Source organism: Pseudomonas sp. WC1, from assembly GCF_050586565.1.
Classification (GTDB): domain Bacteria; phylum Pseudomonadota; class Gammaproteobacteria; order Pseudomonadales; family Pseudomonadaceae; genus Aquipseudomonas.
Window position 1 is genome coordinate 1 of the sequence record NZ_JBOBDQ010000067.1, and the last position, 22,352, is coordinate 22,352.

The 22,352-nt window shown below is 64.1% G+C and carries 19 protein-coding genes and 1 tRNA gene; 11 read left to right on the forward strand and 9 right to left on the reverse strand.

Annotated features, from left to right (window positions below):
• Positions 1 to 270 precede the first annotated feature (270 nt).
• Positions 271 to 1,836 carry a malate dehydrogenase (quinone) gene (gene mqo, locus ACQ4OD_RS23185; protein WP_430944999.1) on the forward strand — a complete coding sequence of 522 codons (1,566 nt, stop codon included), beginning with the start codon at positions 271 to 273 and terminating at the stop codon, positions 1,834 to 1,836.
• Positions 1,837 to 1,933: 97 nt separating this feature from the next.
• Here mqo and ACQ4OD_RS23190 read toward each other — a convergent pair.
• Together ACQ4OD_RS23190 and ACQ4OD_RS23195 are read right to left on the reverse strand one after the other, a co-directional pair.
• Positions 1,934 to 2,010 (reverse strand) — tRNA-Pro (locus tag ACQ4OD_RS23190).
• A gap of 82 nt (positions 2,011 to 2,092) precedes the next feature.
• Entirely contained in the window at positions 2,093 to 2,314 is a 222-nt protein-coding gene (locus ACQ4OD_RS23195) for a YgdI/YgdR family lipoprotein (RefSeq protein ID WP_023632528.1), read from the reverse strand.
• 180 nt (positions 2,315 to 2,494) lie between these two features.
• Here ACQ4OD_RS23195 and moaB point away from each other — a divergent pair, with 180 nt between their 5' ends.
• Positions 2,495 to 3,034: a molybdenum cofactor biosynthesis protein B gene (moaB, locus tag ACQ4OD_RS23200; RefSeq protein ID WP_028692756.1), complete on the forward strand. Its 540-nt coding sequence runs from the start codon at positions 2,495 to 2,497 to the stop codon at positions 3,032 to 3,034.
• A complete protein-coding gene (locus tag ACQ4OD_RS23205) occupies positions 3,018 to 4,238 on the forward strand; it encodes a molybdopterin molybdotransferase MoeA (RefSeq protein WP_430945000.1) in 1,221 nt (406 codons plus the stop codon). The genes moaB and ACQ4OD_RS23205 overlap by 17 nt, the downstream gene beginning before the upstream one ends.
• Here ACQ4OD_RS23205 and ACQ4OD_RS23210 read toward each other — a convergent pair.
• Together ACQ4OD_RS23210 and ACQ4OD_RS23215 are read right to left on the reverse strand one after the other, a co-directional pair.
• Positions 4,227 to 5,462 carry a glycosyltransferase family 4 protein gene (locus ACQ4OD_RS23210; RefSeq protein ID WP_139672417.1) on the reverse strand — a complete coding sequence of 412 codons (1,236 nt, stop codon included), beginning with the start codon at positions 5,460 to 5,462 and terminating at the stop codon, positions 4,227 to 4,229. The two genes, ACQ4OD_RS23205 and ACQ4OD_RS23210, sit on opposite strands and share 12 nt — an antisense overlap.
• Before the next feature lie 64 nt (positions 5,463 to 5,526).
• The gene (locus ACQ4OD_RS23215) at positions 5,527 to 6,984 is read right to left on the reverse strand and encodes a mannose-1-phosphate guanylyltransferase/mannose-6-phosphate isomerase (protein ID WP_198753858.1); all 1,458 of its coding nucleotides are present in this window, start codon (positions 6,982 to 6,984) and stop codon (positions 5,527 to 5,529) included.
• A 273-nt stretch (positions 6,985 to 7,257) separates the two neighbouring features.
• On the opposite strand from ACQ4OD_RS23215, the gene yegS reads away from it, so the two are divergent.
• On the forward strand, positions 7,258 to 8,145 hold the full coding sequence (gene yegS, locus ACQ4OD_RS23220; protein WP_430945001.1) for a lipid kinase YegS: 888 nt from the start codon (positions 7,258 to 7,260) through the stop codon (positions 8,143 to 8,145).
• Here the strand turns inward: yegS and ACQ4OD_RS23225 are convergent.
• The 3 genes from ACQ4OD_RS23225 to ACQ4OD_RS23235 form a co-directional block, all read right to left on the reverse strand.
• Positions 8,129 to 8,791 (reverse strand): response regulator, encoded by a 663-nt coding sequence (locus tag ACQ4OD_RS23225; protein ID WP_139672407.1) that lies wholly within the window; start codon positions 8,789 to 8,791, stop codon positions 8,129 to 8,131. The two genes, yegS and ACQ4OD_RS23225, sit on opposite strands and share 17 nt — an antisense overlap.
• Positions 8,781 to 9,677, reverse strand: a complete 897-nt coding sequence (locus tag ACQ4OD_RS23230) for a sensor histidine kinase (protein WP_046856406.1) — start codon at positions 9,675 to 9,677, stop codon at positions 8,781 to 8,783. The genes ACQ4OD_RS23225 and ACQ4OD_RS23230 overlap by 11 nt, the downstream gene beginning before the upstream one ends.
• Positions 9,678 to 10,052: 375 nt before the next feature.
• Complete coding sequence (locus tag ACQ4OD_RS23235; RefSeq protein WP_139673188.1) at positions 10,053 to 10,565, reverse strand: histidine kinase; 513 nt, start codon at positions 10,563 to 10,565, stop codon at positions 10,053 to 10,055.
• A 338-nt stretch (positions 10,566 to 10,903) separates the two neighbouring features.
• Between ACQ4OD_RS23235 and ACQ4OD_RS23240 the strand changes: the two genes are divergently transcribed.
• Together ACQ4OD_RS23240 and ACQ4OD_RS23245 are read left to right on the forward strand one after the other, a co-directional pair.
• Complete coding sequence (locus tag ACQ4OD_RS23240; RefSeq protein ID WP_102683145.1) at positions 10,904 to 11,839, forward strand: chemotaxis protein CheV; 936 nt, start codon at positions 10,904 to 10,906, stop codon at positions 11,837 to 11,839.
• A gap of 55 nt (positions 11,840 to 11,894) precedes the next feature.
• Complete coding sequence (locus ACQ4OD_RS23245) at positions 11,895 to 12,698, forward strand: MOSC domain-containing protein (RefSeq protein ID WP_198753860.1); 804 nt, start codon at positions 11,895 to 11,897, stop codon at positions 12,696 to 12,698.
• Between the two features lie 347 nt (positions 12,699 to 13,045).
• On the opposite strand, the gene ACQ4OD_RS23250 is transcribed toward ACQ4OD_RS23245, so the two are convergent.
• A complete protein-coding gene (locus ACQ4OD_RS23250) occupies positions 13,046 to 14,974 on the reverse strand; it encodes a transglycosylase SLT domain-containing protein (protein ID WP_102683147.1) in 1,929 nt (642 codons plus the stop codon).
• Positions 14,975 to 15,180: 206 nt separating this feature from the next.
• Between ACQ4OD_RS23250 and ACQ4OD_RS23255 the strand changes: the two genes are divergently transcribed.
• Positions 15,181 to 17,112 carry an ATP-binding cassette domain-containing protein gene (locus ACQ4OD_RS23255; RefSeq protein ID WP_102683168.1) on the forward strand — a complete coding sequence of 644 codons (1,932 nt, stop codon included), beginning with the start codon at positions 15,181 to 15,183 and terminating at the stop codon, positions 17,110 to 17,112.
• 81 nt (positions 17,113 to 17,193) lie between these two features.
• Here the strand turns inward: ACQ4OD_RS23255 and ACQ4OD_RS23260 are convergent, their stop codons facing one another.
• The gene (locus tag ACQ4OD_RS23260; RefSeq protein WP_139672398.1) at positions 17,194 to 17,637 is read right to left on the reverse strand and encodes a universal stress protein; all 444 of its coding nucleotides are present in this window, start codon (positions 17,635 to 17,637) and stop codon (positions 17,194 to 17,196) included.
• 110 nt (positions 17,638 to 17,747) lie between these two features.
• On the opposite strand from ACQ4OD_RS23260, the gene ACQ4OD_RS23265 reads away from it, so the two are divergent.
• The 4 genes from ACQ4OD_RS23265 (at position 17,748) to ACQ4OD_RS23280 (ending at position 22,343) form a co-directional block, all read left to right on the forward strand.
• Complete coding sequence (locus ACQ4OD_RS23265) at positions 17,748 to 18,185, forward strand: hypothetical protein (RefSeq protein ID WP_430945002.1); 438 nt, start codon at positions 17,748 to 17,750, stop codon at positions 18,183 to 18,185.
• 474 nt (positions 18,186 to 18,659) lie between these two features.
• Positions 18,660 to 20,807 carry a fatty acid oxidation complex subunit alpha FadB gene (gene fadB / locus ACQ4OD_RS23270; RefSeq protein WP_102683149.1) on the forward strand — a complete coding sequence of 716 codons (2,148 nt, stop codon included), beginning with the start codon at positions 18,660 to 18,662 and terminating at the stop codon, positions 20,805 to 20,807.
• 30 nt (positions 20,808 to 20,837) lie between these two features.
• The gene (fadA, locus tag ACQ4OD_RS23275) at positions 20,838 to 22,013 is read left to right on the forward strand and encodes an acetyl-CoA C-acyltransferase FadA (RefSeq protein WP_023629457.1); all 1,176 of its coding nucleotides are present in this window, start codon (positions 20,838 to 20,840) and stop codon (positions 22,011 to 22,013) included.
• A 78-nt stretch (positions 22,014 to 22,091) separates the two neighbouring features.
• Positions 22,092 to 22,343: a DUF1653 domain-containing protein gene (locus ACQ4OD_RS23280; RefSeq protein ID WP_198753861.1), complete on the forward strand. Its 252-nt coding sequence runs from the start codon at positions 22,092 to 22,094 to the stop codon at positions 22,341 to 22,343.
• Positions 22,344 to 22,352 lie beyond the last annotated feature (9 nt).

A 22,352-nucleotide genomic window follows, 5' to 3' on the forward strand; every position in this document is an offset into this window, starting at 1 on the left:
GCGGCCCTTAGGGGGAATTCCGCCAACCTGCCAGGCAAAGCGCCTGTTTAGCTGGCGGATTGCCGCCACCAACCCGGCAGATCCCGTTGCGACAGCCCTGAACCACTGGCCCAGAGCAACCTGGCACACTCCCTGCTTTACGGCGCCCCGGGCCAAGGCCCGAGGCGATCGTGCCCCGATTTCGCGAAATTCCTGCCAACCACAACAACAACCGGGCGTGCACACCGGGGGCAACGACTGCCAATCCTTCACTTCAATTGGATTGAGCTAATGAAAAAAATCCTGCTGACGCTCCTGTGCCTGAGTGTCATCGGCTGCTCCAAGCCCGCGGAGCCACAAAAGTCCGTCGATGTCCTGCTGATCGGCGGCGGCATCATGAGCGCAAGCCTCGGGACCTACCTCACCGAACTGGAACCGAACTGGAAAATCGACGTCTACGAGCGCATGGACCAGGTCGCCGAAGAGAGTTCCAATGCCTGGAACAATGCCGGTACCGGCCACTCGGCGTTCTGCGAGCTGAACTACACCAGCGTCGGCAAGGACGGCAGCATCGACATCAGCAAGGCGGTCAGCGTCAACGAACAGTTCGAGGTGTCCAAGCAGTTCTGGGCCTACCAGGTCGAACAGGGCGTGCTGAGCAACCCACGATCGTTCATCAACAACGTGGCGCACATGAGCTTCGTCTGGGGTGAGGATAACGTCGCCTTCCTGCACAAGCGCGTCGAGGCCCTGCGGCACAGCTCGCTGTTCCGCGGCATGGAGATCACTGAGGACCATGAGCAGATCCGCCAGTGGGTGCCGCTGGTGATGGAGGGGCGCAACCCCGGGCAGAAGGTGGCCGCGACCCGCATGGCCATCGGTACCGACGTGAACTTCGGCGAGATCACCCGCCAGCTGTTTGCTGCCATGACCCGCAACCCGAACGTGCAACTGCACCTGGGCCATGAAGTGCGCGACATCGTGCGCAACGACGACGGCAGCTGGAATGTGGTGGTGGCCGACCTGGCCAAAGGTGGCAAGGAGTCTGCGGTCAAGGCCAAGTTCGTCTTCATCGGCGCCGGTGGCGGCGCGCTAAAGTTGCTGCAGAAGTCCGGCATTCCGGAAGCCGAGGGCTATGCCGGCTTCCCGGTCGGTGGCCAGTTCCTGATGACCGACAACGCCGACCTGGTCGCCCGCCACAAGGCCAAGCTGTACGGCAAGGCTTCGGTCGGCGCGCCGCCGATGTCGGTGCCGCATCTGGACACCCGGGTGATCGATGGCAAGGAGGTGCTGCTGTTCGGCCCGTTCGCGACCTTCTCCACCAAGTACCTCAAGCACGGCTCGTTGCTGGACATGTTCAGTTCGCTGACCACCCACAACATCAGCCCGATGATGCATGCCGGCATCGACAACATCGACCTGAGCACCTACCTGATGGGCCAGCTGATGCTCAGCTTCGACGACCGCATGGCGGCCCTGCGCGAATACTTCCCCAACGCCAAGAACGAAGACTGGCAGCTGCTCCAGGCCGGTCAGCGCGTGCAGGTGATCAAGAAGGACCCCGTGCACGGTGGCGTGTTGCAGTTCGGTACCGAAGTGGTGGCCGCCGAGGATGGCAGCATCGCCGCGCTGCTGGGCGCCTCGCCCGGTGCCTCGACCGCCGCGCCGATCATGCTCAGCGTGCTGGAGAAGACCTTCAAGGATCGGATCAAGAGCGCCGAGTGGCAGGCCAAGCTCAAGGAAATCGTGCCGACCTACGGCCAGAAGCTGAACAATGATCTTGAGTTGACCAACAAGACCCGCGAATGGAGCAGTGCGCGTTTGCAGCTGCTGCATGTGCCCGTGTTGCCGGAGTAATCGCACAAGCGTGGGGGCGGGCTGGCCTGCTCCCACCAGTGACTGGCTTTTTCGCGGGCAACAAAAAACCCGCGCAAGGCGGGTTTTTTGCAGGATTTGGTCGGAGAGACAGGATTCGAACCTGCGGCCTTCTCGTCCCGAACGAGACGCGCTACCTGGCTGCGCTACACTCCGATGTCCGAAATGCTACTGCATCGATTTTTTCAACGCAACCCCTTGTTGCAAAAAGGAGTTGCGCCAAAAACGCAGGGCTGGATCACAGCTCCTTGACGGTACGGATCTGGTCTTTGTTGATGCGCGTGCGCTTGCCGTCGAGCTGTTCGAATTCGTAGAAGCCGGAGTCGTCGTCATACGAAGGGGTGTCCACCGCCTGGATCTCGCGGCCGTCGTTCAGGGTGATGACGGTTGGCGAGGCGCAGCCGGCGAGGGCGCCCAGGCCCAGGGCAAGCAGGAAGGCGGGAAGGGTCCGTTGGATCATCGTGTTTCTCCAGTGCGATGGTGCTAGATGTCATTAAGACGCAGGGCGTCCACGCAAGTTCCTTGCACAGTGCAGCATAGCGCCATCGTGCTGGCATTGACCAAGAACAACGTCGCGGTCTGGGCGCCGTGGCCTGTGATATAACAGCGCACATTCCCTGTTCCCCTGCGACGGACTCCCATGAAAGCCAAGGCAGATACCCCTTTTGTAGCGCTGAACATCGCCGTGCTGACGGTCAGCGATACCCGTACCTTCGACACCGATACCTCCGGCCAGCTGTTCGTCGATCGCCTCGGCGCCGCCGGCCACCGCCTGGCCGAGCGCGTGCTGCTCAAGGATGACCTGTACAAGATCCGCGCCCAGGTCGCGACCTGGATCGCCGATGACCAGGTGCAGGTGGTGTTGATCACCGGCGGCACCGGCTTTACCGGGCGCGACAGCACTCCGGAGGCCGTGGCGTGCCTGCTGGACAAGCAGGTCGAGGGCTTTGGCGAGCTGTTCCGGCAGATCTCGGTGGCCGACATTGGCACTTCCACCGTGCAGTCCCGCGCCCTGGCAGGCCTTGCCAACGGCACCCTGGTCTGCTGCCTGCCGGGCTCGACCAATGCCGTGCGCACCGGTTGGGACGGTATCCTCGCCGAGCAGCTGGATGCCCGCCACCGGCCGTGCAACTTCGTGCCGCACCTGAAGCAGGCAGCGGCCTGTGACAGCCGTGGTTGAGGTAGCCCGGCCGTTGATGCCGGTGGAAGAGGCCTTGCAGCGCCTGCTGGCGCTGGCCGAGAAGTCGCCCATCGCCGAGACCGAACACGTCGCGCTGGCCGAAGCCGAAGGGCGCGTCCTGGCCCATGAGCTGGTGGCCGGCCTCGACCTGCCGCCGTGGCCCAACAGCGCCATGGACGGCTACGCACTGTGCCTGGCCGACTGGCAGGGCGAACCGCTGCGGGTGACCCAGCGCATCTTCGCCGGCCACGCGCCACAGCCCCTGGAGCCGGGCACCTGCGCACGGATCTTCACCGGCGCGCCGCTGCCCGAAGGCGCCGATTGCGTTGAGATGCAGGAAAACACCGAAGTGCTCGAGGATGGCCGGGTACGGTTCCTCGAACCCCTGGCACTGTCACAGAACGTTCGCCCCAAAGGCCAGGAAACCCGTGTTGGCGAACAGGTGATGAGCGCCGGCACGCGGTTGGGGCCGATCCAGCTCGGGCTGGCCGCGACCCTGGGTTTCGGCACCCTGCAAGTGCGGCGCCGGCCACGGGTGGCGGTGCTGTCGACTGGTGACGAGCTGGTCGAGCCGGGCCTGCCGCTGGGGCCCGGGCAGATCTACAACAGCAACCGGCGCCTGCTGGTCAGTTGGCTGCAACGCCTGGGCTGCAAGGTGGTGGACGCCGGGATCCTGCCCGACGACCTCGAACGCACCCGCCAGTGCCTGGCCGGGCTGGGCGATGTCGACCTGATCCTGTCTACCGGTGGTGTGTCGGTGGGCGAGGCCGATTTTCTTGGCCTGGCCCTGCGCGAAGCGGGCGAACTGGCGCTGTGGAAGCTGGCGATCAAGCCGGGCAAACCGCTGACCTTCGGCCATTACCAGGGGGTACCGGTGATCGGCCTGCCGGGCAACCCGGCCTCGACGTTGGTCACTTTCGGCCTGCTGGCGCGGCCCTACCTGCTGCGGCGGTTGGGTGTGCAAAATGTCGCGCCGCTGCGTTTCAGCGTGCCGGCGGGTTTCGATTGGCCCAAGGCCGGTACGCGGCGCGAATTCCTGCGCGCGCGCATCGAGGATGGCCGGGTGCGCATCTACAAGAACCAGAGCTCCGGTGTGCTGCGCAGCGCGGCCTGGGCCGATGGGGTGGTGGAGGTGCTTGAAGGCAGCACGCCACGGCAGGGGGACCCCGTGGCATTCATCCCATTCAGCGAGCTACTTGGCTAGCACGCCGCCGGGGGCGCCTGCGCCTGCTGGCGCCAGCTGGGTCAGGCGCATGTGCACGTTCTCCAGCTGCTGGGCGGCAACGCTCCAGTCATGGCGCTGGCGGGCGAACTGGCGCCCGGCCTCGCTGAGCTGGCACATGCGCCACGGCTGGTTGAGCAGTTGCGTGACCAGCAGCGCCAGCTGGCCGCTGTCGTCGCTGCCCAGGTAGTGTTCGCCATTGTTCATGGCCAGGCCCGAGGCGCCCTTGCTGGTGGTGATGACCGGTAGCCCGGCGGCCATGGCCTCGAGGATCTTCACCTTGGAGCCACCGGCGTGGCGCAGCGGCGCGAAGAACAGCGCCGAGCGGCGCTGCAGCTCGCGCAGGTCGGGGCGGTAACCTACCCATTCGATGCGCGGGTCGTTCCAGTGCAGCTTCCAGCTGGCCGGCAACGCGTGCCCGGCAATGGCCAGGCGCACCGCCGGGTTGCTCATCCATACCTGCGGCAGGATCTCCTCCAGCGCCCACTCGATAGCCTCCAGGTTGGCGCCGTACTCGAAATTGCCAACGAACAGCAGGCGCTGGCTGTGCAGGGTGGGGCGCACGTCCTGATAGTGGTCACAGTCTACGCCATTGACCACCACATTCACCGGGCGGCCGCTGATCTGGCCGATCAGCTCGGCATCCTGGGCGCTGACCGCCACCACTTCCGTGGGCTGGCGCAGCACCCTTTGCTCCCAGCGCCGATAGCGCCAGCGGTCGAAGGCGTTCAGCGGGCGCAACCACAATGGCAGGCGGTCATGGCAGGCGGCGCCCATCACCGACTCCAGGTAATGCTCGCTGAGCATGTAGGGCAGGCCCCGGGCCTGCAGGGCCCTCTCGAACGGTTGGAAGCTGTAGCTGTGCTCGATCTGGATCACATCCCAAGGTTCGTCCAGCAGTTGCTCGAAGCGGTGCCGCAGGCAAGGTGCCAGGCCATTGATGATGGCCCGCATGGGGTAGTCGATGATGGGTGAGGCGAGCAGGTTGAGCGGGCTGTTCAGTGGCCGCCTGGGGAGCACGATCAGGCGTTCCACCAGGGGTTCCAGGGCTTCGCGCGCGGTGTCGCTCAACGGGATCTTCGACTGCACCAGCAAGGTAATCCGGTGGCCATGCTGCGCCAGGGCGCGCAGCAGGTGGTATTGCCGGGTCTTGCTGCCGCTGGTGGTGGGCCAGGGCAGGTAGGGCAGGGTCCAGAGTATGCGCATGAGCCCGAATCCTCGCGGTTGGCCGGGTGTCGGCCCTGGATGGCAAAAACGCGCCCTCTGGCAGTCAGGCAGGTGCTGCTGCCGCCGGGGCGCGTCCATAGATATCAGTAAAGCGTACGATGTCGTCTTCGCCCAGGTATTCGCCGCTCTGCACCTCGATCATCACCAGGTCGATGACCCCGGGGTTGGTCAGGCGGTGGCTGCGCCCGGGCTTGATGAAGGTGGACTCGTTGGTGTCGAGCAGGAACTCCTCCTGGCCATTGGTCACGCAGGCCATGCCGCTGACCACGATCCAGTGCTCGCTGCGATGATGGTGCATTTGCAGCGACAGCGATTCGCCAGGGCGGACCATGATGCGCTTGATCTTGAACCGTGGCCCTTCCTCGAGCACCGTGTACAGGCCCCAGGGGCGGGTCACGGTGCGGTGCAGGCGGTAGGCGTCATGGCCCTGGCGCTTGAGCTGCTGGGCGATCACCTTGACTTCCTGGCTGCGCGCGGCATCGGCGATCAGCAGGGCGTCGGGGGTGTCGATGACGATCAGGTTGTCCAGGCCGACCGCGCCGACCAGGCGCCGTGGCGAGTCGATGTAGCAGTTGCGCACGTCTAGCAGCACGGTTTCGCCGTTGCAGTGGTTGCCCTGGCCGTCGGCCGGGCGCAGCTCACGTACCGCTTCCCAGCAGCCGATGTCGCTCCAGCCGATGTCGCACGGCACCACGGCCACTTGGGCACAGGGTTCCATGAGGGCGTAGTCGATGGAGATATCCGGCACCAGGGCGAAGCGGTCGGGGTCGAGTTCCACCTGCCGGCCGCCCGTGCCCTCCTTGACCTGGCTCTGTTCCAGGCAGTCGGCCACGCTGCGCAGGACCTCAGGGGCATGGACTTGCAACTCCTGCAGCACGGTGCCGACACGCAGGCAGAACATGCCGGCGTTCCACAGGTGCCGACCACCGTCGAGGTAGCCCTGGGCGGTGTCGGCGTCGGGCTTTTCGACGAAGCGGGCGACCTGGTAGCCGCCGTCAGTGATCGGCTGGCCCTGCTCGATATAGCCGAAACCCGTTTCGGCACGGGTCGGTTGCAGGCCGAAGGTGGTCAGCCAACCTTGTCCGGCCAGTGCCAGGGCCTGCCCGACGGCCGCCTCGAAAGCGCCCTGGTCTTGAATCAAATGGTCGGCGGGCAGCACCAGCAGCAGGCTGTCTTCGCCGTGCAGGCGGGCGCAGTGCAGTGCAGCGGCGGTAATGGCAGGGGCGGTGTTGCGACCCAGGGGTTCGAGAATGAAATCGAGGGCCACGCGTGCTGCACCGACCTGGCGATATTCGTCTTGGGTGCGGAACACCACTTCGCGGTTGGTCACCGTGAGCACCCGCTCGACCCCGGGCAGGCTGCTGGCGCGGCTGAAGGTCTTCTGCAGCAGGCTCATGCCGTCGGGCAGGCGCATGAAGGGCTTGGGCATCGCTTCACGCGAGACCGGCCACAATCGGGTGCCGGCGCCGCCAGCGATGATGCAGGGGATCAGAACGCTCATAGTCACAACCTCGAATCGGTGCGCTGTGGGCAGCGCAATGCAAGGGAATCACGACCTGTCAGGCGTCTGGCGGCGCAAAGTCAATAAAATGACTTTTATGAGCGGCATCTTCCATGAAGGCCAAATATTTGTCGAATGATGCGCCTGTCACGAGCGGCTTTCAATGGCAATTGCATGAAACGGCGGTTTTTGGGCGGGGCATGCAGCAATCCGTGCGCGTTCATGGTCGAGATTGCAGTAGGGTATTTGTGTACCTGTTTCCGGGAGGGCGACATGAGCGAGCGCAAGGCATTGCTGATCCTGCATGGCAAGCAGGCCACCAACGAAGACGTGCGAGCCGCGGTGGGTCAGCTGCGTGAGCGTGGCTGGAAGCTGGATGTGCGCCTGACCTGGGAGGGCGGTGATGCCCAGCGCCTGGTCGAGGAGGCTCTGGCGGCGGGCTATGCTCACGTGGTCGCCGGCGGCGGTGATGGCACGTTGCGCGACGTGGCCGAGGCCATGGGGCTGGCGGCTACCCAGGCCAGCCTGGCGCTGCTGCCGCTGGGCACGGCCAACGACTTCGCCAAGGCGGCCGGTGTGCCGCTTGAGCCGCAAGCGGCCCTCGACCTGTTGGAGGTACCGGCACGGCCGATCGATCTGGGCCGGGTGGGTGAGCAACTGTTCCTGAACATGGCTACCGGCGGATTCGGCACCCAGGTCACCGCCAATACCTCTGAAGACCTGAAGAAAGTGCTGGGCGCCGCGGCCTACCTGTTCACCGGGCTGTCGCGCTTCAGTGAGCTGCAGGCGGCCTCGGTCGAGCTGCAGGGTCCGGGGTTCCAGTGGCAGGGCGAGTTGCTGGCGCTGGGCATCGGCAATGGTCGTCAGGCCGGCGGCGGGCACGTGCTATGCCCCGAGGCGAGCGTGGACGATGGCCTGCTGGACGTCGGCATCCTGCCGGCGCCCCAGGAGATGGCCGGGGCCTTGCGCGATCTGTTGGCCGGTGAGGGGCTGTTCGTGCGCGCCCGCTTGCCGTGGGTGGAGATCAAGAGCGCCCAGGGGCTGGACATGAACCTCGACGGCGAGCCCCTGCAGGCGGCCAGCCTGCGTTTCGAGGCCGTGCCCAAGGCGCTGCGCGTGCACCTGCCGGCGGATTCGCCATTGCTCAGTCGTCCAGGCTGATGATCTTCTCGCGCACGGCGAACAGCACCAGGCCCGCCACATCGTAGATCTGCAGGCGCTTCATGATCTGCGAGCGGTGGGTTTCCACGGTCTTGATCGACAGGCCCAGGCCGCCGGCGATCTCCCGGGTGGATTTACCGCGCACGATCAGGCGCAGGATCTCCAACTGGCGGGCGGTCAGGTTGTGGTGGCCTTCGTTGTTCGATTGACGGCCGCTCTGGGCGCGCAATAATGCCTGGTTGATCACGGTGTGGGCGATGGCCGGGCTGAGGTAGCGTTCGTCGTTGCGCAGGGCGGTCAGTGCCTGCTCCAGTTCGGTGGCCGTGGTGTCCTTGAGCAGGTAGCCATGGGCGCCGCTCTCCAGGGCGCGCATGATCAGCTCCGGGTCGGTGTGCATGGACAGGATCAGCACCTTGCAGGTGCAGCCGCTTGCCCGTAGCTGCGTGAGAGCGTCCAGGCCGCTGGTCGAGCGCATGGAAATATCCAGCAGGACGATGTCTGGCGCGAGACGCCGGACGTGCTCCAGCAGTTGGCCACCATCGTCGGCCTCGCCAATCACGGTGTAGCCGGGGATGTCCGATACCAGGGCCCTGACGCCTGCGCGAATCAGGGAATGGTCGTCCACCAGCAATAATCTACAGGTCATCGGGAGCGGGAGTCCTGGCACGTTCTTGGTTGCGGGGTGGCCATGGGAAGAGGGCGTCGATCCGGGTGCCCTGGCCGGGCTGGCTGGTGATGCTCAGGCTGCCCTGCAGCGCTGTCACACGTTCCTGCATGCCAGCCATGCCGCGCAGGCCGCTTTCTGCTGGCGTCTGCGCCGGCACGAAGCCGCCGCCGTCATCCTGGATCGACAGCGCCAGGCCGGCTGAGGTGCGCTGCAGGCGGACCACCAGATTGCGTGCGTGTGCGTGGCGGAGCATGTTGGTGACCGCTTCCTGGGTGATGCGAAAGGCCGCCATGGTCACCTCTTCGCTGATGCCGCCCAGGCGTTGGTTGCATTCAAGACTCCAGTGCACCTCGGTGTTTTCCAAGGTGCGCAGCAAATGCGCGCGCAGGCTCGCCTCCAGGCCCAGGCTGGCCAGTTGTCGAGGATTGAGAATGGTGGAAACGTCGCGCACGTTGCCCAGCGTATGGTCCAGGGTGCTGCGCAAGGTAGCGCAGTGCTCCTGCAGGTCCGCCGGCACCCGGCGTTGCAGCCAGTCGACCTGCAGCTTGGCGGCGGTCAGCAGTTGACCGATATCGTCATGCAGTTCACGGCTCAGGCGCTGACGCTCGCTCTCTTGCACCTTGAGCATGCGCGTGGCCAGTTCCGCCGGGCGCAGGTTGATCGAGCGCGCCCAATGGCGCAGGTGCCAGCCGACGCCGATCATCGCCAGCAACTGGAGCAACAGCAAGCTGGCCGACAATGGCAGGGTGCGCAGGTACACCACCAGGTTTGCCGCCAGCGATGCAATGCACAACAGCGTGGTCGTCCAGCGGAGCAGGGCAACTCTGGAGCGGCAACGCTGGAGGAACTTCAAGCGTGGGAGCATAGATAGGGAAGCCACTGAGTTATTGCAGTTGAGGGCATTGCACATGCCTGGCCAGAGGTGCTGGTGCCGTGCATTCAATCAAGCACCGGGCACGTATCCAATCACCCGATAGTCTGGATGCGCATGTTCGAACGTGCGCATGTTATCACTTTGATTGAATTTGGTCGCGGGGGGATAACTGCTTGAAACCTCGGATTTTCCGGGCTGTGGCGGGGCTGGCGGGCAAGGCGCTGGCTAGCATAGTGCCATTATTAAAAGATGTTTCCAGTGCGCCTCGATCAACTAAAAAACCAGCGGGCAAAAACATTTGGAAAAACTTGCCAAACTTTTCAAGTTAAACCCTGAGTGAGTTTAGTTGCCGCGCATTTAGTCGGGTTAATGATGGCGGTCGGCTGCACTGAGGCTTTGCTCTGCAAGCGCATCCTGGGCGTGGGGGTGGGCGCAGAACGTGCCGGCTTCCTGGCAATCGGCACACAGTTGCGATGCCGGCTGGCCCAGGGTGGTGGCTAGCTCGGCCAGCAGGCGTCGTTGCTCCTCGGTGTCCATGTCCAGGCGGCCGGTCTGCGGGTCGAGCAGCTCCAGTTGCCAGTCCAGCAGGGTCAGGCAGGCCGCAAGCGCGGGCAGGCTGGTACCGTGCAGGTGCTGCTGGGCGCACGCGGGCGCGAGCAGTCGTTGCAGGGCCAGGGCATGGTGGGCTACTTCGAGCAGGTCGAGCGCGACTGCTCGTCGGGCGAGAGTGTCGAGTGCGGCATTGAGGCTGTGGCAGGCATCCGGATCGTTGGTGATCAGCTCCAGGTGCTGCAGGCATTCCTGGGACCTGGCCAACAGGACCTGCGCATCCTGCAAAAAGGCCGCCACGGCGGCGTTGTGCAGTGGAGTGCTATCCATCATGGCGCCCCGTCTTCAGGGATTGGCCGTACCAAGATGATCGCTCGCAAAAGCCTGACTCCGTTCATGCAGTGAGAATGGCGTCACATTAATGGCTAATGGATATTGCGAACATCAGGTTGGACCCGATTGCCACTAGGGGTTTCCCTGATGCGGTTTCAGGCGGGTCGTTCGTTGCGAACGACGGGCATGGCAGGATGTGGCAGCAGTAAAGCATGATGGTAAAGTGATATCAATCACCCCGCATGGCTTTTTCCATCAGGGGTCAAGCTGTGCCCGTGTCCGCCGATACAGGGGGATGCATTCACTTTTTCCCGACTCACGCCTGGGGGCTTCCAATGGCTGGCATTCTCGACACGGTAGACCAACGCACGCAACTGGTGGGTGAGAACCGCCTGGAAATCCTCATGTTCCGGCTGGCCGGCCGGCAGTTGTTCGCCATCAACGTGTTCAAGGTCCAGGAGGTGCTGCAACTGCCCAAGCTGACCCTGATGCCGCAGCGCCATTCGTTCGTCTGTGGCGTGGTCAACCTGCGCGGCCAGACGCTGCCGGTCATCGACCTGTCCCAGGCAATCGGCATGCGTCCGCTGCAGCCGGGGCCAAACAGCACCATCATCGTCACCGAGTACAACCGCTCGGTGCAGGCGTTCCTGGTGGGGGGCGTGGATCGTATCGTCAACATGAACTGGGAAGCCATCATGCCGCCGCCGGCCAGCGCTGGCCGCCAGCACTACCTCACGGCGATCACCAAGGTCGACGAGCAACTGGTGGAGGTCATCGACGTGGAGAAGGTGCTGGCCGAGATCGTGCCCTACAACGCCAAGGTCTCCCGCGACAAGCTCGAAGACCCGGTGCTGGCCCGCGCCCGTGGCCGCGAGGTGCTGCTGGTGGACGACTCCACCGTGGCCCTGGCGCAACTGCGCGATACCCTCTCGCAACTGGGGGTTAAGCTGCACGTGGCCAGCGACGGCCTCAAGGCCCTGCGCCTGCTCAAGGGTTGGGCGGACGCAGGGGAGAATGTCTGCGAGAAGTTGCTGATGGTCTTCACCGATGCCGAGATGCCCGAGATGGATGGTTACCGGCTGACCACCGAAATCCGCAACGACCCGCGCTTGCGTGGCCTGTACGTGGTACTGCATACCTCGCTGTCGGGCAGCTTCAACGAATCCATGGTCAAGAAGGTCGGTTGCGACAACTTCCTGTCCAAGTTCCAGCCCGATCGCCTGGTGGATGTGGTGCGTCAACGCCTGAGCCTGGACGACGCCACGGTGTAACGGCTGTACCGATCCGGTATAAGCTTGGCCTTTCGACTGGCGCAAGGTGGCAGGGATGTTTCTCAGTGCGTTGTATCGGTACCCGGTGAAATCGGCGCAGGCCCAGCGCCTGCAGGCGTCGGTTGTCGGCAACCTGGGCCTGGACGGGGACCGGCGCTGGCTGGTGGTGGAGCAGGAGAACGGCCGCTTCCTGACCCAGCGCGCCTGGCCGGGGCTGGGGCAGGTTGGCGCCAATTACGGCGAGCAGGGCCAACTGCTGCTCCAGGCGCCGGGGCAGGCACCCTTGGAGGTACCGGTACCGTCCGCCGACGAGGCCCTGCGCGGTATCACCATCTGGCGCGACACCTTGCGCGTGCCCGATGCCGGCGATGCCGCCGCAGCCTGGCTCAGCGAGCTGCTGGGCAAGGCGGTAAGGCTGGTGTACTGCCCCGAGCAGCGGGCCCGCTACCTGCCCAGCGGCTACGGCCTCAGCAGTGACCGGGCAGCCTTTCCCGATGGTTTCCCCCTGCTGTTGATCGGCCAGGCCTCGCTGGATGAGTTGAGCCGTCGGGTGGGGCGCCCGATGGAGATGCTGCGTTTTCGCCCGAACCTGGTGGTCGAGGGGGCCGAGGCCTTTGCCGAAGACCGCTGGAAGCGCATCCGTATTGGCAACATGACCTTCCGCGTGCTCAAGCCGAGCGTGCGCTGCATCCTCACCACCCTCGATCCCGCCACGGGCGAACGCAGCCCGGACCGTGAGCCGTTGACCACGCTCAAGACGTTCCGCGAAAAGGAAGGGGATGTGCTGTTTGGCCAGAACCTGGCGGTGGATGGCGAGGGGGAGCTGAAGGTGGGGATGGCGGTTGAGGTTATCGAGTAAGGCAGGGCGAGTGTGATTGTGTGAGGGCTGCAAGGTGCTGGGCGATAGTCTTGCAGCGTTTTCGAAATCGAGCGCCGCCCGCGCGGCGCATCGCTGGCAAGCCAGCTCCCACATCTATTTCGGGCCAATCACTCCTGTGATGTTATCGCTGCCCGCCTTGGCGCATGTCTTGAGACAGGTGGGGCGGCAGTGGTGCCCACGCTGAAACCGCGTCGTACAAACAAGGCGTACAGCCGCGTCGGCGCAGACGTAATTGGACCGAAACAAATGTGGGAGCTGGCTTGCCAGCGATGCGCCGCGCGGGCGGCGCTCGATCTCGTAGGCGCTGCAGCGCCCTCGGCGAACGATCACATATCGTCGAAATACCGCTCATGCCAATCCACCAGCGGCTGCGGTGAATTGAGCTTCTGCCCGTAGATGACCGAATACGACAGCACGTTCTGCACGTACTGGCGCGTCTCGTCGAACGGAATCGATTCGACCCACACATCGAAACTCAGGTGCTTGGCGCCCTTGAGCCACTGGCGTACGCGCCCGGGGCCGGCGTTGTAGGCGGCCGAGGCCAGCACGCGGTTACCGTTGAACTGGCTGTGCACCTGGCTCAGGTAGGCAGCGCCGAGCTGGATGTTCTTGTCCGGGTTGAAGACCTGGGCCGGCGAAGCCAGCGGGATGCTGAACTTGCGCGCGGTTTCCTTGGCGGTGCCCGGCATCAGCTGCATCAAGCCGCTGGCGCCGACGCTGGAACGGGCGTCTTCCATGAAGGCGCTTTCCTGGCGGGTGATGGCGAATACCCAGCTCGAATGCAGGCCGCGAACCTTGGCTTCGCGCACCAGGGTGTCGCGGTGGGCCATCGGGAAGCGGATGTCCAGGTCGTCCCAGTACTGGGCCTGGCTGATGGTGCGGATGGCCGGGAAGTACCAGCGCATGTCGTAGGCCAAGCGGGCCTGGGCGACCATTTCGTCACGGTTGAAGTGGCGGCTGACGTGGTACCACTCGCGGCGCCCCTCGACAATCTGGCCACGGGCGTGGAACTCCAGTGCGCGGCGGATGCCGGGGGTGTTGCGGACCTTGTTGGTTATCGCTTGGCTCAGTGCCAGTGGCTTGTTGTTCAGCTGGTAGGGGGTCTGCGCCCGGTCGGCGGCGAGGAAGCCATAGAAGTCGCGTTCGCGGGCGACGGTCTTGTACAGCAGCGGGACCTGCGGGTTGTTCGGCTGGGCCAGCTCCAGGCTGCGCGCCTGCCAGTACTTCCAGCGGTTACTGCTGGCCAGGTCCTGGGGCAGGCGCTTGGTCAGTTCGTAGGCTTCTTCCCAGCGGGCCAGGCGCAGCAGCAGGCGCAGGCGCCATTCGCTGACAGTGTTGTCGCGCAGCTCCGGGTCGTAGCGGGTCATCAGGTCGAGGGCGCGCGGGTCGTAGCGGCGGGCCAGGGTCAGGCCGATCTCGCGGGCGATGGCGACCTTCTCGTCACGGGAGAAGTGCATGCGCTGGGCATAGTCGTCGAGCAGCGCCATGGCCTGCTCCGGGTTCTGCCGGGCCAGGCGACGAAGGCCAAGGCTGACCACGTCGGACATGGCCTCGTTGACGGGCGTGAAGCGCGAAGGCTGGTTGAGCAACTCGGGCTTCTGCGCCACGTCGATCAGCAGCTTGCCCTGGGGGGCGAGGGTGGTGAGGGTTTTCACCAGATTGTTCGCAAGCCCATAGTTGCGCGCCTGTGCCGCCAGTTTGGCGCGCTGCCAGCGCTTGGCCTCGGTCAGCTGACCTTCGGCGGCCCACATGGCGAACAGGGTGTCGCAGGCCGTGGGCTGGGACTTGCCGACGTTCCACAGCTTCTCGGCGCTGGCGAAGCCTTCGGCACGCTGGCCGTGGGAGAGCTGGTACTGGCCGTTGAGGCAATCCAGTTCGGTGAAGTTGAGCTTGGGGTCGTAATAGCGGGTGAAGGTGTTCCATTCGCCGCGCTCGGCCAGCCAGCGCAACCAGCGCAATTTCATCCAGTTGGCCTGGGGCAGGTCGCCATGGGCCTTGAGGAAACCCTCGATCTCCTCGTTGCTGGCGCTCTTGAGGCGGGCGGTCAGCTCGTCGTAGGTGAGATAGGGCGTGAGTGGGTAATCGCGCAGCGCCTGCGCGTAGCGCAGGTAGGGGCCCTTGTCGCCCTTGGCCAGGGCGCGCTTGGCCTCGTCGTAGTATTGACGTTGCTGGGTGAGGTCGGCGGCCTGTGCGACGCTCGCGGCGAGGGTGGTCAGCAACAGGCAGGAAGCAATTTGTAACAGGCGGCTGCGCATGATACGTCCGGGCAGTGGAACCATGGAAAGTGACGGCGGAGCCAGCACTGTTGAGTATTACTGCTTAGCTTAGCCGTTTGCCGGTGGCCGGCGAAAGCACTGTGCTTGTATCGAGTTGTTATCCGACGCCCTGTCGCTGCAACGGGCTTTTGATGCCGTGAAGGGGTAAGTCAGGTAGAATGCGCGCCCGGTTTTTGGAGATGATCATGACCCTGCTCAAATTCAGCGATGTGTCCCTCGCGTTCGGCGCCATGCCGCTGTTGGACAAAGTGTCCTGGCAGATCGCCCGTGGCGAGCGGGTGTGCATCATCGGCCGCAACGGCACGGGCAAGTCGAGCATGCTGCGCCTGGTCAAGGGCGAGCAGAAGGGCGATGACGGCGATATCTGGCGCGCCCCAGGCCTGAAGATTGGCGAGCTGCCGCAGGAGCTGCCGGTGGCCGACGAGCGTAGCGTATTCGACGTGGTGGCCGCCGGCCTTGACGGCGTCGGCGAGCTGCTGGCGCAGTTCCATCACCTGAGCCAGAACATCCACGGCGACGAGGATCTGGAAAAGCTCATGCACGTCCAGCACGAGCTCGAGGCCCGTGACGGCTGGCGCTTGCAGCAGGTGGTCGAAAGCACCCTGAGCCGCCTGCAGTTGCCGGCCGACAAGACCCTGGCCGAGCTGTCCGGCGGCTGGCGCCGGCGCGTGCTGCTGGCCCAGGCGCTGGTGTCCGAGCCTGACCTGCTGCTGCTCGACGAACCGACCAACCACCTGGACATCGGCGCCATCGCCTGGCTGGAAGAGGCGCTCAAAGGCTTCGGTGGCGCGGTGCTGTTCATCACCCACGACCGTTCCTTCCTGCAGAACCTGGCCACGCGCATCCTCGAGCTGGACCGTGGCGGGCTGATCGACTGGAACGGCGACTACGCCAGCTTCCTGGTGCATAAGGAGGCCGAGCTGGCCGCCGAGGCCACTGCCAACGCGCTGTTCGACAAGCGCCTGGCCCAGGAGGAAGTGTGGATCCGCCAGGGCATCAAGGCCCGACGTACCCGCAACGAAGGCCGCGTGCGCGCGCTCAAGGCGCTGCGCGTGGAGCGCGGCGAGCGCCGTGAACGCCAGGGCAAGGCCAATATCCAGATCGAGGTGGCGGACAAGTCCGGCAAGCAGGTGATGGTGCTGGAGGACGTCAGCTTCGCCCACCAGAATGGACCGAAGCTGGTCAAGGACTTCTCCATGGTGCTGCAGCGCCAGGACCGTATCGGCCTGCTCGGTGCCAACGGCACCGGCAAGACGACCCTGCTCAAGCTGATGCTGGGCGACCTGGAGCCCACCAGTGGCAAGGTCGAGCGTGGCACCAAACTGGAGGTGGCCTACTTCGACCAGATGCGCCATCAGCTGGACCTGGAAAAGACCGTCATCGACAACCTGGCCGAAGGCCGCGATTTCATCGAAATCGATGGCCAGAACCGCCATGTGCTCAGCTACCTCGGCGACTTCCTGTTCAGCCCGCAGCGTGCGCGTACACCAGTCAAGGCGCTGTCCGGGGGCGAGCGCGCGCGCCTGCTGCTGGCCAAGCTGTTCAGCAAGCCGGCCAACCTGCTGGTGCTGGACGAACCGACCAACGATCTCGACGTCGAGACCCTCGAGCTGCTCGAGGAGGTGCTGTCGAACTACAAGGGCACGGTGCTGATGGTCAGTCACGACCGGGCCTTCCTCGACAACGTGGTGACCAGCACTCTGGTGTTCGAAGGTGAAGGGCGCGTGCGCGAGTACGTCGGTGGCTACGAGGACTGGATCCGCCAGGGCGGTTCGCCGAAGCTGCTCGGCGTGACCGAAAGCAAGGGCGGCAAGTCCGAGCTCAACAGCGCCGTGGTGCAGGCGCCGGTGGAGGAGGTGGCGCCGCTTGCCGCTGCTACGCCTGCGGCCGATGCCAGCAAGAAGAAGCTCAGCTACAAGCTGCAGCGTGAGCTGGAAATGCTGCCGGGGCAGATCGATGAGCTGGAACGGCGGATGGCCGAGGCACAGGAAGAAGTGAGTGCGGCGGGCTTCTATCAGCGGCCGATTGCCGAGACTGCGGCGGTGCTGGCCAAGATCGAGAAGCTGCAGGGCGAGCTGGACGTGCTGGTGGAGCGCTGGGCCGAGCTGGAAGGCTGAAGCCATCGCGGGACAAGCTCGCTCCCACGCAGCCCTGTTTGACGGGCTTTGTGGGAGCGGGCTTGCCCCGCGATGAAAGTATTACTCGGCCTTCTTCTGCAACCGCACCGCCAACACATCGCACGGCGCGCCGTGCAGCACGTCGTTGGCGGTGGAGCCCAGCAGCAGTGCCAGGCCGTGGCGGCCATGGCTGCCGACCACGATCAGGTCGCACTTCTGATCCTTGGCCAACTGGTGGATTTCCTGGCGCGGCTGGCCGTAGACCAGGTGCGAGTCGCCGCGATTGATATCCGGGTATTTGTTGTACAGGCGCTCCATGCGTTCCTTGGCCTGGTCGAACTGTTGCTGCTGCAACTGCGACAGGTCCATGGGCACGTCGCCGCCGAAGGCCATGGCCATGGGTTCGACGATATGCACCAGGGAGACCTTGGCGCCGGTGGGTTCGGCGAGTTTCATGGCGCGCTTGATCACCGGATCGCATTCTTCGGTCAGGTCGACGGCGACCAGAAGATGTTCATAGTGCATGTGCAGTACTCCTGACAATCGCGATAGTAGAAGTATGGTCGCTTTCGCGCGGGGCGTTCGTGAAACCTGACTAACCCGCTCATTTGCAACGCTTTATAAGGTCTACAGATATGACGGTATGGCTGGTGGTGTCAATCCTTGCGCTGATTCTCAGCCCGTTGGCCTGGTTGCGCCCCTCGCGCAAACAGAGCGAGCAGATGAGCCTGCGCCTGGAGGGGCGCCGCATGGGGCTGGCCATGCAACTGGCGCCGCAACAGTGGCCGCACTGGCTGCTAAACGAGCCACCCAGCCCCTGCCCGCAGTACCACCGGGCGCGGCGTAAGGGGCGCGCTGACAACTGGTGCTACTGGCAGATCACCCCCGGCGTGTGGTGGAACCAGTGGCGCGAGCCCTGCGAGGATCAGCGCCTGGCCGAGACCTTCGCCCGCCTGCCGGCAACGGTCTACAAGGTCGAGGCCGACAGTCGCATGATTGCGCTGTACTGGAGCGAGCGGGGCGACAAATCTGTTTTGCAGGATATTGCCCAGACCCTCGAAACCCTCGCCTGAGCCCGTGTGACACAAAACGGCGCACAGGAGCAAACATGCTCCTGTGCGCCGTTTTGCGTTTGTGCGTGCAAGCACAGGGCCAGGCAGGCCGGAAATACTTTCAATCAGTCGCAGTGTAGCCATCCTGGCCAGATGCGTTTAGAAAAAAGCACGTCTGCCATCGGGGTGGCCTATCGCTGACATGAATGGAGGGCGATCACTGTCATCATTTTTCGTACCCGGAGGGTAGAAGATGACTGGAAAGTCGCGTTTTCACGGCCTTCGCGAGTATTTGACAACGCGGTTCTTTTCGGGGAATGTGTGCACACCCAAGTCAAACGGGCGTATGAATTGAGCGTTTGTATGTCAGACGGCTCTTACAGAATCCCGATTAGCGCGTCGACGGGTGTGCCTGGGGCGAGGGGCCGTTAGACCGGCTCTCGTTGCCAGCGATCGACGTGTACTGTTCAGCTTCCATATCGTGGAGATCAGTTGATGATTTACGAAGGTAAAGCCATCACGGTTAAGGCTCTTGAAAGCGGCATCGTCGAACTGAAGTTCGACCTCAAGGGTGAGTCCGTCAACAAGTTCAACCGTCTCACTCTGAACGAGCTGCGTCAGGCCGTGGACGTGATCAAGGCCGATGCCTCGGTCAAGGGCGTGATCGTCAGCAGTGGCAAGGACGTGTTCATCGTCGGCGCCGACATCACCGAGTTCGTCGACAACTTCAAGCTGCCCGAGGCCGAACTGGTCGCCGGCAACCTGGAAGCCAATCGCATTTTCAGTGACTTCGAAGACCTGCAGGTGCCGACCGTGGTCGCCATCAACGGCATCGCCCTGGGCGGCGGCCTGGAGATGTGCCTGGCCGCCGACTACCGGGTCATGGCCAGCAGCGCCAAGATCGGCCTGCCGGAAGTCAAGCTGGGCATCTACCCAGGCTTTGGCGGCACCGTGCGCCTGCCGCGCCTGATCGGCTCGGACAACGCCATCGAGTGGATCGCCTCCGGCAAGGAAAACCGCGCCGAGGACGCCCTGAAAGTCGGCGCCGTCGATGCCGTGGTCGCCCCTGAGCTGCTGCAGGCCGGTGCCCTGGACCTGGTCAAGCGCGCCATCAGCGGTGAGCTGGACTACAAGGCCAAGCGCCAGCCCAAGCTGGAAAAGCTCAAGCTCAATGCCATCGAGCAGATGATGGCTTTCGAGACCGCCAAGGGCTTCGTTGCCGGCCAGGCCGGCCCGAACTACCCGGCGCCAGTCGAGGCCATCAAGACCATCCAGAAGGCCGCCAACTTCGGCCGTGACAAGGCCCTCGAGGTCGAGGCCGCAGGCTTCGCCAAGCTGGCCAAGACCTCGGTCGCCGAAAGCCTGATCGGCCTGTTCCTGAACGACCAGGAGCTCAAGCGCAAGGCCAAGGCCCACGACGAGATCGCTCACGATGTGAAACAGGCCGCCGTGCTCGGCGCCGGTATCATGGGTGGCGGCATCGCCTACCAGTCGGCGGTCAAGGGCACGCCAATCCTGATGAAGGATATTCGCGAGGAAGCCATCCAGCTGGGCCTGAACGAGGCCTCCAAGCTGCTCGGCAAGCGCGTCGAGAAAGGGCGCCTGACCCCGGCCAAGATGGCCGAGGCCCTCAACGCCATTCGCCCGACCCTGTCCTACGGTGACTTCGGCAACGTCGACATCATCGTCGAGGCCGTGGTCGAGAACCCGAAGGTCAAGCAAGCCGTGCTGGCTGAAGTGGAAGGCCAGGTGAAAGAGGATGCGATCCTCGCCTCCAATACCTCGACCATCTCCATCAACCTGCTGGCCAAGGCGCTCAAGCGTCCGGAAAACTTCGTCGGCATGCACTTCTTCAACCCGGTGCACATGATGCCGCTGGTGGAAGTCATCCGTGGCGAGAAGTCCAGCGACGTGGCCGTGGCCACCACAGTGGCCTACGCCAAGAAGATGGGCAAGAACCCGATCGTGGTCAACGACTGCCCGGGCTTCCTGGTCAATCGCGTGCTGTTCCCGTATTTCGGCGGCTTCGCCAAGCTGGTCAGCGCAGGCGTCGACTTCGTGCGCATCGACAAGGTGATGGAGAAGTTCGGCTGGCCGATGGGCCCGGCCTACCTGATGGACGTGGTCGGCATCGACACCGGTCACCACGGCCGCGACGTGATGGCCGAAGGCTTCCCGGACCGCATGAAGGACGAGCGTCGCTCGGCCGTCGACGCCCTGTACGAGGCCAACCGCCTGGGCCAGAAGAACGGCAAGGGCTTCTACGCCTATGAGACCGACAAGCGCGGCAAGCCGAAGAAAGTCGCCGACGCCAGCGTGCTCGACGTGCTCAAACCGGTCATCTTCGAGCAGCGTGAAGTCACCGACGAAGACATCATCAACTGGATGATGGTACCGCTGTGCCTGGAAACCGTGCGCTGCCTGGAGGACGGCATCGTCGCCACCGCCGCCGAAGCCGACATGGGCCTGGTCTACGGCATCGGTTTCCCTCCCTTCCGCGGTGGCGCGCTGCGCTACATCGATTCGATCGGGGTCGCCGAGTTCGTCGCACTGGCCGACAAGTACGCCGACCTGGGGCCGCTGTACCACCCCACTGCGAAGCTGCGCGAAATGGCCAAGAATGGCCAGCGCTTCTTCAACTGAGCGCCCACGAGCTAGAGCGAGAATATTGATATGAGCCTGAATCCAAGAGACGTGGTGATTGTCGACTTCGGTCGCACGCCGATGGGCCGCTCCAAGGGTGGCATGCACCGCAACACTCGTGCCGAAGACATGTCCGCGCACCTGATCAGCAAGCTGCTGGAGCGCAACGACAAGGTCGACCCGAAAGAAGTCGAAGACGTGATCTGGGGCTGCGTCAACCAGACCCTGGAGCAGGGCTGGAACATCGCCCGCATGGCCTCGCTGATGACCCAGATCCCGCACACCTCCGCCGCGCAAACCGTCAGCCGCCTGTGCGGCTCGTCGATGAGCGCGCTGCACACCGCCGCCCAGGCGATCATGACCGGCAACGGCGACGTGTTCGTCATCGGTGGTGTCGAGCACATGGGTCACGTCAGCATGATGCATGGCGTCGACCCCAACCCGCACCTGTCCTTGCACGCTGCCAAGGCTTCCGGGATGATGGGCCTGACTGCCGAGATGCTGGGCAAGATGCACGGCATCACCCGTGAGCAACAGGATCTGTTCGGTGTGCGTTCGCACCAGCTCGCCCACAAGGCGACGGTCGAAGGCAAGTTCAAGGACGAGATCATCCCGATGCAGGGCTACGACGAGAACGGCTTCCTGAAGGTCTTCGACTACGACGAGACTATTCGCCCGGAAACCACCCTCGAAGGCCTGGCGTCGCTCAAGCCGGCGTTCAACCCGAAAGGCGGCACCGTCACCGCGGGCACCTCGTCGCAGATCACCGACGGCGCCTCGTGCATGATCGTCATGTCCGGCCAGCGCGCCATGGACCTGGGGATCCAGCCACTGGCGGTCATCCGTTCGATGGCGGTCGCCGGCGTGGACCCGGCGATCATGGGCTACGGCCCGGTCCCGTCGACGCAGAAAGCCCTCAAGCGCGCTGGTCTGACCATAGCCGACATCGACTTCTTCGAGCTCAACGAAGCTTTCGCCGCACAGGCCCTGCCGGTGCTGAAAGATCTGAAAGTGCTCGACAAGATGAATGAGAAGGTTAACCTGCACGGCGGCGCTATCGCCCTGGGTCACCCGTTCGGTTGCTCGGGGGCGCGGATTTCCGGCACCCTGCTCAACGTCATGAAGCAAAATGGCGGTACCCTGGGCGTCGCCACCATGTGTGTCGGCCTGGGCCAAGGCATCACCACTGTCTTCGAACGCGTCTGATCGCGTCGCAGGACAGCAGCCGGGGCCATGTGCCCCGGCTTTTGTTTTTTACAGGATTTGTTCAAGAGGGCGAGCGACATGCAGATACAACCTGGTGTGTACCGGCATTACAAAGGCCCTGAGTACCGTGTTTTCAGCGCTGCGCGACACTCCGAGAGCGAGGAGTGGATGGTGTTCTACCAGTGCCTGTATGGTGATTACAGCTTCTGGGTCAGGCCACTTTCGATGTTCCAGGAGTCCGTCGAGGTTGACGGCGAGCAGGTGCCACGCTTTGCTTTGGTCAAGGCCGAAGAGGGCCTTGGCGAGCGGCTGGGCAAGGTGCGCGAGTGATAGACCGCG

Coding starts and splice junctions, on each gene's coding strand:
- mqo (WP_430944999.1), top strand. CDS start 271: ATGAAAAAAATCCTGCTGACGCTCCTGTGCCTGAGTGTCATCGGCTGC.
- ACQ4OD_RS23195 (WP_023632528.1), bottom strand. CDS start 2,314: ATGATCCAACGGACCCTTCCCGCCTTCCTGCTTGCCCTGGGCCTGGGC.
- moaB (WP_028692756.1), top strand. CDS start 2,495: ATGAAAGCCAAGGCAGATACCCCTTTTGTAGCGCTGAACATCGCCGTG.
- ACQ4OD_RS23210 (WP_139672417.1), bottom strand. CDS start 5,462: ATGCGCATACTCTGGACCCTGCCCTACCTGCCCTGGCCCACCACCAGC.
- ACQ4OD_RS23215 (WP_198753858.1), bottom strand. CDS start 6,984: ATGAGCGTTCTGATCCCCTGCATCATCGCTGGCGGCGCCGGCACCCGA.
- yegS (WP_430945001.1), top strand. CDS start 7,258: ATGAGCGAGCGCAAGGCATTGCTGATCCTGCATGGCAAGCAGGCCACC.
- ACQ4OD_RS23225 (WP_139672407.1), bottom strand. CDS start 8,791: ATGACCTGTAGATTATTGCTGGTGGACGACCATTCCCTGATTCGCGCA.
- ACQ4OD_RS23230 (WP_046856406.1), bottom strand. CDS start 9,677: ATGCTCCCACGCTTGAAGTTCCTCCAGCGTTGCCGCTCCAGAGTTGCC.
- ACQ4OD_RS23235 (WP_139673188.1), bottom strand. CDS start 10,565: ATGGATAGCACTCCACTGCACAACGCCGCCGTGGCGGCCTTTTTGCAG.
- ACQ4OD_RS23240 (WP_102683145.1), top strand. CDS start 10,904: ATGGCTGGCATTCTCGACACGGTAGACCAACGCACGCAACTGGTGGGT.
- ACQ4OD_RS23245 (WP_198753860.1), top strand. CDS start 11,895: ATGTTTCTCAGTGCGTTGTATCGGTACCCGGTGAAATCGGCGCAGGCC.
- ACQ4OD_RS23250 (WP_102683147.1), bottom strand. CDS start 14,974: ATGCGCAGCCGCCTGTTACAAATTGCTTCCTGCCTGTTGCTGACCACC.
- ACQ4OD_RS23255 (WP_102683168.1), top strand. CDS start 15,181: ATGACCCTGCTCAAATTCAGCGATGTGTCCCTCGCGTTCGGCGCCATG.
- ACQ4OD_RS23260 (WP_139672398.1), bottom strand. CDS start 17,637: ATGCACTATGAACATCTTCTGGTCGCCGTCGACCTGACCGAAGAATGC.
- ACQ4OD_RS23265 (WP_430945002.1), top strand. CDS start 17,748: ATGACGGTATGGCTGGTGGTGTCAATCCTTGCGCTGATTCTCAGCCCG.
- fadB (WP_102683149.1), top strand. CDS start 18,660: ATGATTTACGAAGGTAAAGCCATCACGGTTAAGGCTCTTGAAAGCGGC.
- fadA (WP_023629457.1), top strand. CDS start 20,838: ATGAGCCTGAATCCAAGAGACGTGGTGATTGTCGACTTCGGTCGCACG.
- ACQ4OD_RS23280 (WP_198753861.1), top strand. CDS start 22,092: ATGCAGATACAACCTGGTGTGTACCGGCATTACAAAGGCCCTGAGTAC.